The sequence below is a fragment of the Cohnella terricola genome (assembly GCF_007786475.1).
Lineage (GTDB): Bacteria > Bacillota > Bacilli > Paenibacillales > Paenibacillaceae > Cohnella > Cohnella terricola.
This window is the reverse complement of record NZ_VNJJ01000002.1, coordinates 312,417-329,926: the sequence shown is the minus strand read 5'-3', so window position 1 is coordinate 329,926 and position 17,510 is coordinate 312,417. Positions and strand designations below refer to the sequence as shown.

Here is a 17,510-nt window from a genome sequence, read left to right as displayed (position 1 = left end):
GAGGGAAACCCTCGCGGGTTTACCTTCGTCCGCTCCGGAATGACGGAGGGGAATTATGAAGCGCAAGGAATACGCATGGGCCTATCTGTTCATCTCCGCTCCGATAGTGGGGTTTTTGCTGTTCGCGTTCATTCCGCTGAGCTATTCCGTTTATGTCAGTTTCACGGAGTATAGCGGGTATCAAGCTCCCGTATTTACGGGAACCAACAATTACGCCAAGCTCGCCTTGCACGACGAGCTGTTCTGGAAAACTCTGTTCAATACGTTCTATTCGGCGCTGAGCATTCCGATCGGCATGGTCGTGGCGCTCGGAATCGCGATGTCGCTCAATCAGAAGGTGCGCGGTATCCGCTTTTTCCGCACGATGTTCTTCCTGCCGACGATTAGCTCGGTCATCGCGCTGACGCTGCTTTGGAAATGGATTTTCAACGATAGCTACGGGTTGCTGAATTACTTGCTCGAGCTGATCGGTATCCAGGGACCAGCATGGCTGAGCAGCGAGACGTGGGCCATGCCCGCGATGATCATCCAGGGCGTCTGGGCGGGGCTTGGCATCAACATGGTGCTTTACCTGGCCGCGCTGCAGGGCGTTCCGAAGAGCTTTCATGAAGCGGCGGAGATCGACGGGGCCAGCGGCTGGCAAAGGTTCGTAAAGATTACGATTCCATGCATCTCGCCGACAACGCTCTATATTTTGATCACTTCCACGATCACGGCCTTGCAAGACTTTCCGCGCTTCCAGATCATGACGGAAGGCGGACCGAATTATTCGACGACGACGATCGTCTATTATTTGTTCCAAAATGCGTTCCGCTATATGAGCATGGGCTACGCATCGGCTATGGCTTGGGCGCTCGGTCTGTTGATCCTGGCGATTACGCTGCTTAATTTCTGGCTGTCCAAACGCTGGGTGCATTACGAATAGGAGGGACATGCATGTCGAATACCGCAATCGTAAGAAGCGTCAGGCAGAGGAAGAAGAGAGCGGGCGAGCAGGTCCGTAAAGCCTTCGCGTACTTGTTCCTGACGGCGGGATCGCTCGTGATGGCCATTCCCTTCCTATGGATGCTGTCGACGTCGTTGAAGGAGCAGGGACACGAATTCGAAATGCCTCCGAAGTGGATACCCGAGGTATTCGAATGGCACAATTACGCTTTCGTGTTGACGGAAGCCGATATTTTGAAAGGTTTTCTGAACACGCTGTTCGTCATCTCCTTGCCCTGCCTGGTCGGCTTATTCACGAGCGCGCTGGCAGCCAATGCGTTCGCGAGGATGGATTTTCCGGCGAAAAACGTGCTGTTCACGATGCTGCTGACGACGATGATGATCCCGGGCGTCGTCACGATGATTCCGGCGTTTATTTTGTTCAAGCAGATCGGCTGGATCGACAGCTGGCTGCCGCTGATGGTACCAGGAATGTTCGGCGCGGCTGCCGCGGTGTTTCTGCTTAGACAGTTTTTCATGACCATTCCGAAGGAGCTGGAGGAAGCGGCCAGGGTGGACGGGATGAATCCGCTACAGATTTTCCTCCGGATCATGCTGCCATTATCTAAACCCGCCATCATCACGCAAGGGCTGCTTGGCTTCCTTGCCGGCTACAACGATTTTCTCGGGCCGCTCATTTACGTCAATTCTCCCGAGAAGTTCACGCTCCAGCTCGTTCTGGCATCGTTCCAAGGCTTCTATACTTCGCAATGGACGTACATTATGGCCGGCTCCGTGCTGGCGCTGATCCCGTCGCTGCTGCTGTTCTTCTTCGCGCAAAGATATTTCGTCGAGGGCATTACCTTGACCGGAATGAAGGGGTAAAAAGACAGGCAGCGTCATGCTTAGCGCCGGTCACTCGATCCCAATCCGCGCGAGCCGTTCTATCAAAAGCGGGGATCCTGACATTACAATACTAGGAGAGAACGAACCGATGAACCCAACCTTCCGCAATCCGATCGTCGAGAAGGCGGCCGATCCTTGGCTGCTCAAGCACAGCGACGGTTATTACTACTTCATGTCCACGCAGTCCGGCGGCCTGGATATTACAAAATCCGACTCCATGACGGGAATCGCCGCAGGCCGCAAGAAGAGGGTGTGGATTCCGGAGAAAAGCGGCCCTTACAGCCACAATCTATGGGCTCCGGAGCTGCACCGGCTGGAAGGAAAGTGGTACATCTACTATACCGCCAACGATGGAGGCGGAGACGAATCCCGACGAATCTGCGTATTGGAAAACGACGCCGCCGACCCTCTAGAGGGAGAATGGAACTGGAAAGGAGCGCTCGAGACGCCTCTGGCTGGCTTAGACGGTACGGTCATGGAATCGGGGGGACGGTTGTACTTTCTATATGCCGGATACGGACATTACCCCGATTACGGCTCCGCCATCTTCATCATGCGCATGTCGAATCCGTGGACGTTAGATCTTGACGGAGGACATGAGCTGCTCACGGCTCCGACTCTGGAATGGGAGAAGCAGGGCGGAATGGCGATCAACGAAGGTCCCGTCATTTTGCGCAGGAACGGCCGCGTATTCCTCGTCTATTCGGCCAGTACGACCTGGTCCGAGGATTACGCGCTGGGCATGCTGGCGATGAAGGAGGACGCCGATCCGATGCAAGTCTATTCATGGGACAAATCCCCCGTGCCGGTATTTCGCAAAAGTCCGGAAAACGGAGTTTATGCTACCGGACATAACAGCTTCACGATATCGCCGGACGGAACGGAGGATTGGATCGTGTTTCACGCGCTGCCCGCGCCGGGAGCGGAAACGGGGCTTCGCAGCACCCGGTTGCAGAAATTCGGGTGGAAGCCGGACGGTACGCCGGACTTCGGGGTGCCGTTAAGCGATTCGCACGATATCGAGCTTCCCGCGGGCGAGAGGAAATGAAATTGCGTTAGGAATGGCGGGAAGTAAGGATGAAGCTTCGCGATCCAACATTCATCCTGCCGAGATAGGAAGAAAAATGAGAAGTTTCCGAAGACAAGAACGATGCCACCTGGCGTCTTCGCCCTGGCTAGCGATAGATGCGATGGGGCTGTCCTATAAGTCGTCTTGCAGACGACCAAAGGATAGCCTCTATTTTCTTTGTCCATATTAGTTTTACGGGCTTATTCGAAAGCATGAAGTTTGAGGGTTGACAGGAGAATGCGGAGATGTTAATTTTAATTCATACTAAACTAATCGGAATTTAAGGAAATGAGGAATACAAGATGGAAAAACCGATCACGATCCGACACGAAGATCTCTCTCTAGCGGCAACCATTCATTATCCGAACCTAGATGGCGCTTGCCCGGAGAAAAAAATGCCTCTGGTGGTCATTTGCCACGGTTTCATCGGCAGCCGGATCGGCGTCGACCGGTTGTTCTTGCTGGCCAGCAGAATACTAGCCCGCAAAGGTTATCTTGTCATCCGTTTCGATTACGCGGGTTGCGGAGAGAGCGACGGGATATACGGCGAACACGGCCTCGATTCCATGATCGCCCAGACGCGCTCCGTGCTGGACTATGGGCTTGGGCTCGATTGCGTCGATCCGCTCAGGGTGACGTTGCTCGGCCACAGCCTTGGAGGAGCGGTCGCGCTTCTGACGGGAACGAAGGATCGCCGGGTCAAGTCGCTGGCATTGTGGTCTCCGGTCGCGTACCCTTTTAACGATATCGTGAAGATTGTAGGACGGGAAGTATACGACGAGACGGTGAAAAAAGGCTCGGCAGATTACCACGGCTATCCGTTAAAGCCCGAATTTTTCGAATCGCTGCAGCAGCATCAGCCTTTCCAGGAAGCCCGGAAGTTTCAGGGCGACGTGTTTATCGCCCACGGGACTTCAGACGACGTCATACCGACCGATTACAGCTTCCTGCTGGAGAAGACGTTCTGGCTGAGGGGCGAGAGCCGCTGCGACAAAAATATATTGTTTCAGGCCGACCACACTTACTCCAGAGGAGAACATAAAGCGGAGCTTTATCAATCCACGACCGAGTGGCTGGCCAGTCACGAGAAGCGCCAGCAAGATTGGCAGCATTGGAGCATTTAAGAATACGAAGGTTCCCAGACGAAAGGGATAATCTTCAATTAAACACTATAGAATTTATAAGTTTCCGGGGGTGAAGCAGGTCTTCATCCTTTTCGTTTTTTGGTTCTTGGGGTGATTAGTGATGAGAAACATCGTACTTCCGCCTTGTGGGGCTCTGATGGGGAGCAGGTACGATGAAAAACATCGCTAAGAGGAACGAGCCTCCACTTTTTATTCGCCTCAGGGGGTGATTAGTGATGAGAAACATCGTACTTCCGCCTCGCGGGGCGCTGATGGGGAGCAAGTACGATGAAAAACATCGCTAAATGGAGCGAACACACTCATAAGGACCGTCAGGGACGTACGAGGCTTCCCAAAGAACCCACTTTAAAATCAAACTTTTGGTGAATTAATTGCGTCTAGATATTTGAATGTAGTGAGAGGATGAAATTGCAGTCATGGAGCCGTATATATTAGCCGTAGCGTGGGTACCGGGGATTACATTTTCGTAAAAGCCGACGGCCTCTGGAAAGTGTATCGCTTCCAATAAAATCCTGAAGAATTCGCCTTTTTTTCGCTTTGAATCGACCCAATCCAAAGCAAACTTTTTAATTTCTATCTTTTTCCCGATGTGCTCGTATGGTTTAATGATAGAGTACATACAAGCGAAGGGAGAATGAGCATGACGCAACGAATGAGATTCGCGATGCAACTTACGCTTGCCGCCGCGCTCGTAGGGTTGACCGCTTGTTCGAAAGAGACGGCCAAGCCGACTGAGACCGACATTTCGACGGCGAGCGCTTCCGAATCTCCGACCGATACAGCCCCTCCAATCCCGTACTTACTGGCTCCCTTGACGGGTTTGCCTGTGGAGAAGGAAGTCACGAACCGTCCGTTCTCGGTCATGATCAATAACCTTGCCCCGGCCAGGCCGCAATCCGGGCTAACGCAGGCTGACACTGTATGGGAACTGCTTGCAGAAGGCGGCATTACCCGCCTTGTGGCCGTGTTCCAGAGCAAAGAGTTTACGGACCCGATCGGACCGATTCGCAGCATTCGGCCTTATTTCATCCAAGTCGGCGAATTTTACAGTGGCGTGCTCGTCCACGTAGGCGCAAGCAACGACGCTTTCGCCATTCTGCAGAAGCAGCACAAGGAAGATCTCGACGAGATTACGAATGCGGGCGCTTACTTCTACCGGGACAAAACCCGCAAAGCGCCGCACAACGTCTACTCGACGCTCGAGAAGCTCCGCGCTGGAGCTGAGAAGCGCAAGTACAAGGATACGGCCATCGTGCCCGTCTTGAAATTCGATAGTGTACCGCCTGCGCTGGCGACGGCCGAATCGGCCAATCAGATCGACATTAAGTTCCAACTGTCGAATTATAAGGTTTCTTACGCCTACGATAGCTCGAAAGCGCTCTACTTCCGTTCCATCAACGACAGTCCGCACATCGACAAAAATAACGACGAGCAGTTGTCCGCAACGAATCTCGTCGTCTTATCGGCGAAGCACGATATCAAAGACGATGTCGGCCGTCTGGTCGTCGATCTGGACAGCGGCGGGGAAGCGATTCTGTTCCAGCAGGGCAAGGTGATTCCATGCCGCTGGGAACGTAAAGAAGGCGACGTCATCCGTCTCGTGAAGGATGGCGAGGAGCTGCCGTTCCTGCCCGGAGTGACTTATTATCACGTCGTGCCGAATTCGTCCGCCATGGACAAGCATGTCACCTATCAGTAATAATGGTATGGAGGCCGTTCCGAAGGGACTTCGGGACGGCCTGTTTCGTATGATTGCAACTTGACCTTCCTTTAATTCGTCAATTTTACTGTGATTCGATTTCTTTAGATGACGCGATGGAAGATTGGTCTCGCTATGGAGGATATGATGACGGATTCGCAAAGTAAGAAAACCAAGAAAAACCGGAAAAACAAGAGCATGACTCGAAGAGTTCTGACGATCGCCTCGATCGTGATCGGGGTTCTCCTCATCGGAGCTGGGAGTTATGCGGGATTTTTAATCAACAAGGCGGATTCCGCGATCCATCGGATGTCCGCGAACTCGAACGGCCAATCGCCGTTGAACGGGAATGCGACGGCGGAGGATGAGGAGATCGAGGCGGGCGAATCGATCAAACCCGTGACTTTTCTGCTTGCGGGGGTCGACAGCCGGGACGGAAGCGGCGGCGCTATGAATACAGACGTTCTGATGTTAGTGGCTTTTAATCCAGATACCCGTTCGGCGAGTATGTTGTCCATACCACGGGATTTGTTAATGAAAACGAAATCGCTGCCTTCACGCAAAGCCAATTACTATTATCCGTATTTCTATATCAAGGATAAAGAGACGGTTATCCCCAATGTGAAGCAATTTTTCAGCGATCAAACGGGACTGCCGCTCGATCATATGGCCGTCGTCAATTTCGATGTCCTACGCCAAGTCGTGGATGCACTCGGAGGGCTGGAAATCGACGTCGACATGGACATGAAGTACGTGGATAAGGCGGACGGGACGTCCATCGATTTGAAGAAAGGATTGCAGAAGCTCGACGGGCAGGGCGTGCTCGATTTCGTGCGTTACCGTAAATCGAATCAAGGAACCCGGGAGTCGTCGGACTTTGCCCGTAACCAACGGCAGCAGATCGTGATCAAACAAATCGTGGACAAGCTGGGGACGTTAAACGGAATGACGCAGTGGGGAAAAATATTGGACATCATCGGCGATAACGTGAAGACCGATGTTCCGGAATCGGATCTGCGCCAGTGGGTGCTGAACTTCCCGAAAATCAAGCCGAATACGATTCGCTCCCTTCAGTTGGAAGCCCAATGGTCAAGTCCTTTCGTCTACGCGAACGCCGATGATCTCAGACAAGCTTTGTCCGCTTTACGTTCCGAGGTCGGGCTGGCGCCGGACACTTCCCTTCGAGTCGAAGACGTCTTCGGCATCATGAAATAATGCGATCATTCTAGCGATTGTCCGCTCTGTCTTGAAGAGCTGGACAATCCTTTTATTTTCTGTTGACAAATACCGACTATACCGATAAGATATAAAAACATAACTGACTGACCAGTCAATCTGGAAGAAGGGATATGCCATTACAAGCGTAAATCAGCCTACTCAGCGGGATTTGAGAAAATCGCAATTGTTGGATATCGCGGTGGAGCGTTTTGCTAAGTACGGTTACCAGAATACGAAGATCTCGGATATCGTGAATCAAGCGGGCGTAGCGCAAGGAACTTTCTATTGGTACTTCAAAAGCAAAGAAGCCATTGCTCTTGAAATCATCCAGAACGGAAGGGAGCGGTTGCTTAAAGTAATTCAGCGGGGTTACCGGAGCGGCGTCGGTTCCGTCGAGGAAATGGTCAAGGGCTCCGAACGCCTCTTGGCCGATATATTCCGATTCGCTCAGGAGAATCGTTACTTTATGGAACTGCTGCTGACGGGCAATGGCGAAGAAGAAGCGATTCGCAAAGCTTTTCGGGACATGCGCATCGAAATGGAAGAAGCGTTCAAAACTAACATTCAGCGGGCCGTGGAACTTGGAATGCTTCCGGAGTCGACAGACTTGCACATTCGGGCGGCGCTGCTGGTCAGTCTGATCGAAGGCATCGTCGCAAGATGGTTGTTCGGCCCGATATCTCCTCAATCGGATATCGGCGAAAGAACGGTCGAGCAGATGGCTGCGGAGACGGTACGATTTGAATTTTTCGGGTTGCTCGGCCTATGACAACTATGTGCAAGGAGGATGACGGGCGTTGCTTACGTATGCTTTAAGACGTATAGCTATGATGGTTCCAAGCGTGATCGGAATCATCCTGATCACCTTCATCTTGACTCGGGTATTGCCGGGTGATCCCGCTCTGATGATTACAGGGGAGCAGGCTCTGCCGGAATTCGTGGAAAAAGTCCGGGAGCAATACGGGCTTAACGATCCGCTTTGGGTTCAGTTGTGGGATTACGTCAAACAATTGGCACATGGCGATCTTGGTTTTGCCTGGCATACCGGGCATTCCGTAGCCTCGGACTTCATCACCCGGTTTCCGGCTACGCTGGAGCTGACGCTAGCCAGTATGGCGATCGCCTTGATCGTTGCTATTCCGCTAGGGATTCTCGCAGCTTCCAGACAAAATTCGATCTTCGATCATATCGCCCGCGTGTTATCCATTCTCGGTTCTTCCGTTCCGATCTTCTGGCTCGGGTTGCTTCTAATCACGATGTTCTATGCGAAGCTTGGTTGGCTGCCTGCTCCTATCGGGCGGATTAGCGGAGGGATCAATCCTCCTACCGACATCACTGGACTATACGTGTTGGACAGCTTGCTTAGCTGGGACATAGTAGCGCTGAAGGATTCGCTGCTGCACCTCCTGCTTCCCGCATTATGTCTTAGCATGGGTACAATGGCGATCGTGACCAAGATGATCCGGGCAAGCATGCTCGAAGTGATCCGTCAGGACTTCATGAGAACCGCCAGGGCAAAGGGTTTGTCCGAGCGGGCCGTCATATATAAGCACGGGCTCATTAATTCGCTTATTCCGACGCTGACGGTCATCGGCCTTCAATTCGGCTACTTGCTAGGAGGGGCCGTCATTACGGAGACGATCTTCGTGTGGCCGGGCATCGGCAATTACGTTACGGAGTCGATACTATCCGCGGATTACGCGCCGATTCAAGCGATGACGCTCATTAGCGCCGTGCTGTACGGCATTCTCAATCTTGTGGTCGAATTGCTGTATGGGGTGCTTGATCCCCGGGTGAGATATGAATAAGTCGAGATGGAAGTCGATCAGGGAGCAAGCAGGGAAGATCCTAGCTAGAAAGCTTGTCTTGTTTGGTCTGATATTGGTATTGTTGTGGGTCTTGCTTGCTTTGCTTGCTCCATGGATTGCCCCTTACGGGCCGAATGAAATCCGAACGGAAGACAAGCTGCAATCGCCGAATCTGTCGCATTGGTTCGGCACCGATAATTTCGGCAGGGATATTCTGAGCCGAATTCTATACGGGGCGAGGGTCACCGTATGGACAGGCATCGTCTCGATCGGGATCGCTTGCTCGGTAGGGATTCCGCTTGGAGCGATAGCCGGTTTCTTCGGAGGCAAGCTGGGGAACGTGATCATGCGCGTCATGGATACGCTGCTCGCTTTCCCGTCCTTGATTCTGGCGATGGCGCTCGCCGCCTCGATCGGCCCGGGACTGACCGGCGCATTACTGGCGGTCGGAATCGTGGCGATTCCGGAATTCGCCAGATTGATGTACGGGCAAACAGTCGTCATTAAGGAAAAAGAATTTATCGAAGCCGGCAGAGCGTTGGGCGTGCGGAATAAAGCAATTCTTTTCAAGCATGTACTGCCCAATGCGTTCGCGCCTCTCATCGTGCAAATTACGCTAGCGCTCGGTTCAGCCGTGCTGACCACGTCAAGCCTTAGCTTTATCGGCCTCGGAGTAAGGCCGCCTACCGCCGAATGGGGAGCGATGATCTCCTACGGACGGGGGTATATCATATCCGGAGAATGGTGGATGACCGTATTCCCGGGCATCGCCATCGCTTCTACGATATTCGGCTTTATCTTGCTTGGAGACGGTTTGCGCGACGCGTTCGATCCGCATGGCCGCAATTCCAAGACCAAATTCAAATAGAAAAACTAACATCAGGAGTGGACGCATAATGAAAAGACAAAAACTTCTCATCGTAATTTCCGCCATGCTCGCAATACTGCTGCTGGCCGGCTGCGCCAAAAGCGCAAACCCAAAGAATAACGCTAGCCCGAGCGCTTCCGGAGAGGCTCAGCCTTCCAAACCCGCTGGGGGCGATACGATTACGATCGCTTACTCCCAGGGCGCGGGACAAACGATGGACCCTCATGATGCGGGCGATTTTACCTCTGCGTCTTATGCATTCGCTCTGTATGACCAACTCGTCACGAGCGGCACGGAAGAGAAAGACGGCAAGACGATCGGTCGCACGGATCTAATCGTTCCTTCGCTTGCCGAATCTTGGACCGTATCCGACGACTTGAAGACATACACTTTCAAGCTGCGCGACGACGCGAAGTTCCAAAGCGGCGAGCCGGTAAACGCGGATGCCGTCGTCTACTCCTTCGAACGGGTACAGACGAAAGGCGAAGGCGGTTCCCTGTACGAGCTCTCCGGCCTGACATCGGTCAAGAAGATCGACGACAGGACGGTAGAATTCACCCTGGCAAACCCGAATCACTTGTTCCTGAAATATCTGGCGACCTTCACGTTCTCCATCGTCGATCCTTCGATCGCTAAGAACAACCCGGACGACTACTTGGCGCAGCATTCCGCTGGCTCCGGCGCGTTTAAGCTGGAGAAGTGGGATCCAGCCACTGAAGCAGTATTCGTAGCGAACAAAGACTATTGGAAGGGCGTTCCGAAAGTCGACAAAGTCATCGTCAAATTCGTAGCCGAGGCATCCAACCGCGAATTGTTCCTTGGAAAAGGAGATGTAGACGTCGCGCTCGACATCCCTGCGAAAGACGTGGAAAGCCTGTCCAAGAAAGACAACCTGACGATCAGCTCGGAATCTTCGAACCGGATCGTATACCTGGGCATGAACGCGAAGTTCAAACCGTTCGACCAATTAAAAGTCAGAGAAGCGATCAACTACGTGATCGACCAGCAGAAGCTGATCAAGGACGTGGCATACGGCCAAGCTTCGCCTCTCAAGAGCTCGATCTCGAGCAGATCGCCAGCCTTTAGCGCCGACGCCTATCCGTACAGCTATGATCCAGAGAAAGCGAAAGCTCTTCTGAAGGAAGCGGGCTTGGAAAAGGGCTTTACGTTCGATCTGACCGTGAACTCGTCGACGCAAGACTATGAAGACATTGCCGTTCTGCTTAAAGCGGAGCTTGAAAAAATCGGCGTAACGATGAACATCAACAAAGTGGCTCCGGCGCAATACCGCGAGCTGATCAACAATAAGAACGCCGCGGCTTACTTGGGTAAATACACGTCGCTGGTCAACGATCCTTCGTATCATTACGGATTCCTCTTGGACAGCAAGGGAGCGTCCAACTACACGGGTTACTCCAGCAAGACAGTGGACGATCTGCTGGCGCAAGCCAACAAGGAGCCTGATAATGCGAAACGCACCGATCTGTACAAACAAGTGCAAGCGCAGGTTACGGCCGACTCTCCTTGGGCGTACCTGTATGAAAGCAATTTGATCGCGGGACTGAACAAAGATGTGAAAGGGTACATTTTCTACCCGGACGAAATCATCCGCTTCAGCTCGTTGTACAAGTAATAGAGGAAGACCCCCGAGCGGCACGGGGGTCTTACCCCATTTTTAACTCATCATGGGAGGCAGCTATGACGAAGCTTCTGGAAATCGATAATTTGTCCATTGAATTCGCGACTCCTTCGGGGCCGGTCGAGGTCGTGAACGGGGTCAGCTTGGATATCGAGCCCGGACAGACGTTAGGCCTTGTCGGAGAATCGGGCAGCGGCAAAAGCGTTACATCGTTGTCCGTCCTGCGGTTGCTGCCCAATAATCTGGCCCGTGTCGCCGAAGGGGATATCCGGCTGAACGGGGAAAGCCTGCTCGGCATGTCCGAGAAACAGATGCAGAACGTTCGCGGCAATCGGATCTCGATTATTTTTCAGGAGCCGATGACAGCCTTGAATCCGGTGTTCAAGATTGGCCGGCAGGTTCGCGAAGCGGTTCGCCAGCATAACAAAATGAGCGGAAGAGCAGCTCAGAAGAAAACGATCGAGCTGCTGAGCGAAGTCGGGATTCCGTCGCCCGAACAAGTCGTGAACGTCTACCCGCATCAACTGTCCGGGGGAATGCGCCAGCGCGTCATGATCGCGATGGCGATGGCCTCCAATCCGGAGGTGCTGATCGCGGACGAGCCGACGACGGCTCTTGACGTGACGATCCAAGCGCAGATTCTGGATCTGATGCGGAAGCTTCAGAAGGAGCGGGGGACGGCGATCATTTTGATTACCCATGACTTGGGGGTCGTCGCCGAGCTTTGCGACCGGGTATGCATTATGTATGCGGGGCAGATCGTCGAGCAGGGGGACGTCAAGACGTTGTTCAAGGAGCCGAAACATCCTTATACAGCCGGACTGCTGAAATCCATGCCGCAATTTACCGGCAAAGAGAACCAGCTGCAAGCCATCTCCGGTCAGGTTCCTCATCCCGCTGATTATGCGGAAGGCTGCCAATTCGCGGGGCGTTGCTCTTCCAGAATGGAGATGTGCGATACAGTCGAACCGGAATCGTATGACTTCGGCAACGGCCACAGGTGCAAATGCCATCTCTACAAGGAGGGAGCAGAATGACGCCTATTCTTAAAATCAAGGATCTCAAAAAACATTATCCGGTGAAAAAAGGGCTGTTCGGAGCGAGGAGCACGGCCAAGTCGTTGGACGGCGTTTCGCTAGAGATCAACAAGGGAGAAACCTTCGCGATCGTAGGCGAATCGGGTTCGGGAAAAACGACGCTCGGCAAAACGCTGCTGCGCTTGATCGAGCCGACCTCCGGAAGCATCTTCTTCGAGGGGACGGATATCACGCATCTTGGCGCGGAGCCGATGAGGCAACTGAAGACCGACATGCAGATCGTCTTCCAGGATCCGTACGGCTCGCTCGATCCGAAGTGGACGATCGGACGCACATTGGAAGAACCGCTCCGTACCCATTTCAGCCTGACCGATTCGGAGGTCGCCGAGAAGGTGAGCCGCATCCTGGAAGTCGTCGGGTTGACCCCGCGGCATGCGCTCCGGTATCCGCACGAATTGTCCGGCGGACAGCGGCAGCGGGTAGGCATCGCAAGGGCGCTTATTTTGGAACCTAAGTTCGTCGTATTCGACGAGCCGGTATCGGCGTTAGACGTCTCGATACAAGCTCAAGTGCTGACTTTGCTTCAGGATCTGCAGAAACGGCTGTCGCTCACGTATTTATTCATCTCCCATGATCTGTCCGTCGTGCGCTATATCAGCGATCGCGTCGGCGTCATGTATTTAGGCAAGATGATGGAGGTCGGACCCACGGAGGCATTATTCTCCGAACCCCTCCACCCTTATACGCAAGCGCTGATCTCTGCGATACCGCAACCCGATCCGGAGCAAAGGCGGGAAAGAATCGTGCTCGAAGGAGAAGTGCCGAGTCCGCGCAATCCTCCGTCCGGCTGCGTGTTTCATACGCGCTGTCCCCATGTGATGCCGCAATGCCTGACGATCGTCCCCGAATTGCAGCGGATTTCCGAGGGGCGTTACACCGCTTGTCATCTATACAACAACAAATAACAGAAAGAAGGATGTCATATGCGCGTTATTACAAAATGGCAAGGGAAAAAGTTTTTTCAAGCGACGGGACCGTCGGAATATCCGATCAACATGGATGCTACCCCGTCTTGGGGAGGAGAAGGCAACGGCGCTTCTCCGGTCGAGGTGCTCATAGGGAGTTTGGCTGGCTGTATCGGAATGGACATCGTGCTCATTCTCGAGAAATTCCTTCCCTCGATCGAACGGATCGAGATCGAAGCGAACGGCGTGCGCAAGGAAGAAGCGCCTAAAGGGTTTACCGATATCGAGCTCACTTTCCACGTCGACGGCGACATTCCGGACTATCGCATCTGGAAAGCGATCGAGATGGGAACGGAGAAGTATTGTTCCGTATCGGACTCGCTGAGCGCTAAGATCACCCATCGGGTCATCCTGAACGGCACGGAAATCATCAAAAACTAATGCGAAATGAGAAATGGTGGTGTTAGGGAAGTTATCCTTGCGCCACCATTTTGTGTTTCTGATAGCCTGGAAGCAGAAATAATCGACTAACTCAGGCGGTGCCGGGCCAAACCCTGGGAATAGCTCGAAATAATCGAGTAACTCACGCCGCGTCGGGCCAAACCTGGGAATAGCTCGAAATAATCGAACTGCTCGAGCCCCGTCGCACCATTCCGGAGGAATAGCTCGAAAAAATCGACTAACTCACGCCGCACCGGGCCAGACCCCGGGAATAGCTCGAAATAATCGACTAACTCACGCCACGTCGGGCCAGACCCCGGGAATAGCTCGAAATAATCGAACACTCATGCTGCACCGCGCCAAATCCTGGGTGTAGCTCGAAATAATCGAACTGCTCGAGCCCCGTCGCACCATTCCGGAGAAATAGCTCGAGAAAATCGACTAACTCACGCCGCGTCGGGCCAGACTCCGGGAATAGCTCGAAATAATCGAACTGCTCGAGCCCCGTCGCACCGTTCCGGAGGAATAGCTCGAGAAAATCGACTAACTCACGCCGCGCCGGGCCAAACCCTGGGAATAGCTCGAAATAATCGAGTAACTCACGCCGCGTCGGGCCAGACTCCGGGAATAGCTCGAAATAATCGAACTACTCGAGCCCCGTCGCACCATTCCGGAGGAATAGCTCGAGAAAATCGAGTAACTCACGCCGCGTCGGGCCAGACTCCGGGAATAGCTCGAAATAATCGACTAACTCGTGCCACACCGCGCCAAATCCTGGGCATGGCTCGAAACAATAGAACAACTCACGTCTGGCCAACTTATTAGCGCACGTATTAGCTTTCCACAGCGCTGAGGAAGAAAAGAGGTTCTTCCTCAATCATCCAGATTCAACCAAATAACGGAAGCATAGCGATAATCAACTAAGGAAAAAGTAATAAAAAGTATGAATGTGGCGATCGGGGGATATACCCAGCTTGTCTGCCCTGTGATAAAATAATTAAGTTAACGGATTGTAATCGGAAGATTAACGATACGTAAACTCGAGCCAGCAACATACATGGGAAAGAAGGGTTATCCGTGTTTCGCAAAAAAGACATTTTTTTTAAGACGTTGGAGGAAATGGCGGACATCATCGTTGAAACCGTCGACCATTTCGCAGGTGCCGTGAACGGAGACCTGCCCGACGTCGCCGCTTTCGCAAGAGAAATGAAGGAGTTCGAGCATAGAGGAGATAAGTGCACTCACATTATTTTGACCGAACTGAACAAAACCTTCATTACGCCGATCGAGCGGGAAGACATCATGGAGCTAATCAAGAAGCTGGACGACGTGCTCGACGGGATCGAAGCTTGCGCTTCGCGGTTCGAGATGTACCATATCGTCAAAGCGGACCCTTTCATTCGCAATTTCGGTGATTGCTTGCGCCGCTGCTCGCAAGAGATCAAATCAGCGATTTACCTGCTTTCTCAGAAAAAATTGCTGGCCATGCAGCCGCACTGCGTGAAGATCAACGAGCTGGAGAACGAAGGCGACGATCTGATGCGCCAAGGTATTAAGCACCTGTTCCAGAACGTGACCGATCCGATTGAATTGATTAAGCATAAAGAGATCTACGAACGATTGGAAGAAACGACCGATTCGTGCGAGGATGTCGCCAATACGCTGCAATCCATCATTATGCGCAATTCTTGATCGGCGCAAGCGGGGACGGATTAGAATATAATGGATTATACATTGTCTTTAGTTGTCATTATCGTCATATTGGCTCTTAGTTTTGACTTCATCAATGGATTCCACGACACCGCCAACGCGATCGCGGCCTCGGTATCGACGCGGGCGCTAACTCCGCGCAGAGCGATCCTGCTGGCGGCTATTATGAATTTGGTTGGCGCGCTGACGTTCACGGGCGTAGCGAAGACGATCGGAGGCAGCATTACCGATCCGTTTAAGCTGGAGCATGGTCTGACGGTCGTCATCGCGACGCTGATCGCGGCGATCGCCTGGAACTTGGTTACCTGGTGGCTGGGCATTCCGTCGTCTTCGTCCCATGCGATTATCGGGGCGCTAGCCGGCGCGGCCATCGCGTCAGAAGGATGGAAAGGGATTAACTATTCCGGGTTTACGACGATTCTCAAATGGCTGATTCTTTCGCCGATCATCGCGTTTATCGTCGGTTTTTGCATCATGTTCGTATTAAAGCGCATTTTAGCCAATTTCAGCCCGCACCGAGTGAACAAAGCTTTCCGAGTTGGACAAGTGATCACGGCCGCTTTTCAATCATTTACGCACGGCACGAATGATGCGCAGAAGGCAATGGGAATCATAACGTTGGCTCTCGTAACGGCGGAAATCCAGCCAACGCTCGACATTCCTTTGTGGGTAAAGCTGTCGGCGGCCATCTCGATGGCGCTCGGCACGTCCGTCGGGGGCTGGAAGATCATCAAGACGATGGGTACGAAGATTTTCAAGATCGATCCGATGAGCGGCTTCTCTGCCGACTTGGGATCGGCGTCGGTTATTCTGGGCGCGACACTGTCGCACTTCCCCGTCAGCACGACGCACGCCGTAACGTCTTCCATTCTGGGTGTCGGATCGGCCAAGAAATTCTCGAATGTGAAGTGGAGCATGGCGGGACGTATCGTCTTGACTTGGGTCATTACGATTCCGGCCGTCAGTCTGCTCGCGATGCTGATTTATTACCTCCTCGCTTTTTTCCTCCATTAATGGGGCTAGGATTCGAAAAATAGGCGCGGGAGGACCCAAACCTGATCGCCTTGGAATACTACAATAGAGTAAGGTCGTCGCCGCCATCTCTGTTAGTCTGGAGGATTCCCCATGCTTGCGTATTCGGATCAGGCAAAATCGAGCGTCCAACTATTAGAGGAATACGTCGCAAGCAATCCGACCGCCGAGGGGAAGAAACTTGTCTTCTCCGGCGTCGGCAACCGCGACGTCTATAATATATGCGCCCCATTCATGGACCAAGGCGAGCCGGTCATTGCCGGCCGGGTGGAGGACCGCAACAAGGAATCGTCCGAAGTGATGTTTTTCGTCGAACGGCAGGGCGTGTGGGTGCCGAGGAACGGCGCTCCGGTGTTCGCGCTTCAGGATCCTTTTTTTACTTTCATCGGCGATGAGCTTGTTTTCGGGGGCGTCGAGGTCTATTTCGACAATGAGGATCCGGACTACGTTACTTCTTGGAGAACGGTGTTCTACCGGGGATTTTCCGTGGGTGGGCTGCAGCCGTTCGCCAAGGGGCCGCTTACGATGAAAGACATTCGTCTCATCGAGCTCGAGAACGGACGGATCGGCGTATTTACCCGTCCAATGATGGTGGAAGGCGCCCGCGCTTTAATCGGGTACGTCGAAATCACTTCTCTCGACGAGTTGACGGAGGAGACGATATCGGGGGCGCGGCTTCTGCGAGGCCAATTCCTGCGGGAGGAATGGGGCGGAGCGAACGAGGCGCACCTGCTTCGGGGCGGACTCATCGGCGTGCTTGGCCATATCGCCTGGATGGAGGAACACAATATCCGGCACTATTATCCGATGGTGTTCGCCTTCGATCCGGCGGAGCATCGGAGCACACCGATCAAGCTGGTTGCCTCCCGAAGTATGTTTCCCGACGGTCCGGCCAAGCGGACGGACCTTGTGGACGTCATTTTCAGCGGGGGGCTCATTAGACACTCGGACGGAACGGCTTCCCTGTATACGGGAGTCAGCGACGCGGAAGCCCATATGATCGTCATTCCCGATCCATTCCTGGAATATGAGACCTAAATGGCATAAAA

The 17,510-nt window shown here is 53.2% G+C and carries 16 protein-coding genes; all 16 read left to right on the top strand.

Annotated features, from left to right (window positions below; all coding sequences use genetic code 11):
* Nucleotides 1-55: 55 nt before the first annotated feature.
* The 16 genes from FPZ45_RS04660 (at nt 56) to FPZ45_RS04585 (ending at nt 17,499) form a co-directional block, all read left to right on the top strand.
* Entirely contained in the window at nt 56-925 is an 870-nt protein-coding gene (locus FPZ45_RS04660) for a carbohydrate ABC transporter permease (RefSeq protein WP_144698906.1), read from the top strand.
* 11 nt (nt 926-936) lie between these two features.
* On the top strand, nt 937-1,809 hold the full coding sequence (locus FPZ45_RS04655; RefSeq protein ID WP_144698904.1) for a carbohydrate ABC transporter permease: 873 nt from the start codon (nt 937-939) through the stop codon (nt 1,807-1,809).
* A gap of 109 nt (nt 1,810-1,918) precedes the next feature.
* Nucleotides 1,919-2,878: a glycoside hydrolase family 43 protein gene (locus FPZ45_RS04650; RefSeq protein WP_144698902.1), complete on the top strand. Its 960-nt coding sequence runs from the start codon at nt 1,919-1,921 to the stop codon at nt 2,876-2,878.
* Nucleotides 2,879-3,201: 323 nt separating this feature from the next.
* The gene (locus FPZ45_RS04645) at nt 3,202-4,023 is read left to right on the top strand and encodes an alpha/beta hydrolase family protein (RefSeq protein ID WP_144698900.1); all 822 of its coding nucleotides are present in this window, start codon (nt 3,202-3,204) and stop codon (nt 4,021-4,023) included.
* 661 nt (nt 4,024-4,684) lie between these two features.
* Nucleotides 4,685-5,743, top strand: a complete 1,059-nt coding sequence (locus FPZ45_RS04640; protein WP_144698898.1) for a DUF3048 domain-containing protein — start codon at nt 4,685-4,687, stop codon at nt 5,741-5,743.
* A 144-nt stretch (nt 5,744-5,887) separates the two neighbouring features.
* The gene (locus FPZ45_RS04635; RefSeq protein ID WP_246120319.1) at nt 5,888-6,958 is read left to right on the top strand and encodes an LCP family protein; all 1,071 of its coding nucleotides are present in this window, start codon (nt 5,888-5,890) and stop codon (nt 6,956-6,958) included.
* A 172-nt stretch (nt 6,959-7,130) separates the two neighbouring features.
* Nucleotides 7,131-7,730 carry a TetR/AcrR family transcriptional regulator gene (locus FPZ45_RS04630; RefSeq protein WP_144698896.1) on the top strand — a complete coding sequence of 200 codons (600 nt, stop codon included), beginning with the start codon at nt 7,131-7,133 and terminating at the stop codon, nt 7,728-7,730.
* 28 nt (nt 7,731-7,758) lie between these two features.
* Nucleotides 7,759-8,769: an ABC transporter permease gene (locus FPZ45_RS04625; RefSeq protein ID WP_144698894.1), complete on the top strand. Its 1,011-nt coding sequence runs from the start codon at nt 7,759-7,761 to the stop codon at nt 8,767-8,769.
* Nucleotides 8,762-9,637, top strand: coding sequence for an ABC transporter permease (locus FPZ45_RS04620; protein ID WP_144698892.1), 876 nt, complete (start codon nt 8,762-8,764; stop codon nt 9,635-9,637). Before FPZ45_RS04625 ends, FPZ45_RS04620 begins: the two co-directional genes overlap by 8 nt.
* Nucleotides 9,638-9,665: 28 nt before the next feature.
* Nucleotides 9,666-11,270 carry an ABC transporter substrate-binding protein gene (locus FPZ45_RS04615; RefSeq protein WP_144698890.1) on the top strand — a complete coding sequence of 535 codons (1,605 nt, stop codon included), beginning with the start codon at nt 9,666-9,668 and terminating at the stop codon, nt 11,268-11,270.
* Between the two features lie 65 nt (nt 11,271-11,335).
* Nucleotides 11,336-12,313, top strand: coding sequence for an ABC transporter ATP-binding protein (locus FPZ45_RS04610; protein WP_144698888.1), 978 nt, complete (start codon nt 11,336-11,338; stop codon nt 12,311-12,313).
* On the top strand, nt 12,310-13,278 hold the full coding sequence (locus tag FPZ45_RS04605; RefSeq protein WP_144698886.1) for an ABC transporter ATP-binding protein: 969 nt from the start codon (nt 12,310-12,312) through the stop codon (nt 13,276-13,278). The genes FPZ45_RS04610 and FPZ45_RS04605 overlap by 4 nt, the downstream gene beginning before the upstream one ends.
* Nucleotides 13,279-13,296: 18 nt before the next feature.
* Nucleotides 13,297-13,719 (top strand): OsmC family protein, encoded by a 423-nt coding sequence (locus FPZ45_RS04600; RefSeq protein ID WP_144698884.1) that lies wholly within the window; start codon nt 13,297-13,299, stop codon nt 13,717-13,719.
* Between the two features lie 1,077 nt (nt 13,720-14,796).
* A complete protein-coding gene (locus tag FPZ45_RS04595) occupies nt 14,797-15,411 on the top strand; it encodes a DUF47 domain-containing protein (protein WP_144698882.1) in 615 nt (204 codons plus the stop codon).
* 30 nt (nt 15,412-15,441) lie between these two features.
* Complete coding sequence (locus FPZ45_RS04590; protein ID WP_144698880.1) at nt 15,442-16,443, top strand: inorganic phosphate transporter; 1,002 nt, start codon at nt 15,442-15,444, stop codon at nt 16,441-16,443.
* Nucleotides 16,444-16,554: 111 nt separating this feature from the next.
* The gene (locus tag FPZ45_RS04585) at nt 16,555-17,499 is read left to right on the top strand and encodes a DUF1861 family protein (RefSeq protein ID WP_144698878.1); all 945 of its coding nucleotides are present in this window, start codon (nt 16,555-16,557) and stop codon (nt 17,497-17,499) included.
* Nucleotides 17,500-17,510: the final 11 nt, after the last annotated feature.

Excerpts from the sequence above, each read along its gene's own strand:
- FPZ45_RS04605 (WP_144698886.1), top strand. The coding sequence starts at position 12,310 with ATGACGCCTATTCTTAAAATCAAGGATCTCAAAAAACATTATCCGGTG.
- FPZ45_RS04660 (WP_144698906.1), top strand. The coding sequence starts at position 56 with ATGAAGCGCAAGGAATACGCATGGGCCTATCTGTTCATCTCCGCTCCG.
- FPZ45_RS04640 (WP_144698898.1), top strand. The coding sequence starts at position 4,685 with ATGACGCAACGAATGAGATTCGCGATGCAACTTACGCTTGCCGCCGCG.
- FPZ45_RS04645 (WP_144698900.1), top strand. The coding sequence starts at position 3,202 with ATGGAAAAACCGATCACGATCCGACACGAAGATCTCTCTCTAGCGGCA.
- FPZ45_RS04620 (WP_144698892.1), top strand. The coding sequence starts at position 8,762 with ATGAATAAGTCGAGATGGAAGTCGATCAGGGAGCAAGCAGGGAAGATC.
- FPZ45_RS04590 (WP_144698880.1), top strand. The coding sequence starts at position 15,442 with ATGGATTATACATTGTCTTTAGTTGTCATTATCGTCATATTGGCTCTT.
- FPZ45_RS04615 (WP_144698890.1), top strand. The coding sequence starts at position 9,666 with ATGAAAAGACAAAAACTTCTCATCGTAATTTCCGCCATGCTCGCAATA.
- FPZ45_RS04610 (WP_144698888.1), top strand. The coding sequence starts at position 11,336 with ATGACGAAGCTTCTGGAAATCGATAATTTGTCCATTGAATTCGCGACT.
- FPZ45_RS04655 (WP_144698904.1), top strand. The coding sequence starts at position 937 with ATGTCGAATACCGCAATCGTAAGAAGCGTCAGGCAGAGGAAGAAGAGA.
- FPZ45_RS04585 (WP_144698878.1), top strand. The coding sequence starts at position 16,555 with ATGCTTGCGTATTCGGATCAGGCAAAATCGAGCGTCCAACTATTAGAG.
- FPZ45_RS04635 (WP_246120319.1), top strand. The coding sequence starts at position 5,888 with ATGATGACGGATTCGCAAAGTAAGAAAACCAAGAAAAACCGGAAAAAC.
- FPZ45_RS04600 (WP_144698884.1), top strand. The coding sequence starts at position 13,297 with ATGCGCGTTATTACAAAATGGCAAGGGAAAAAGTTTTTTCAAGCGACG.
- FPZ45_RS04650 (WP_144698902.1), top strand. The coding sequence starts at position 1,919 with ATGAACCCAACCTTCCGCAATCCGATCGTCGAGAAGGCGGCCGATCCT.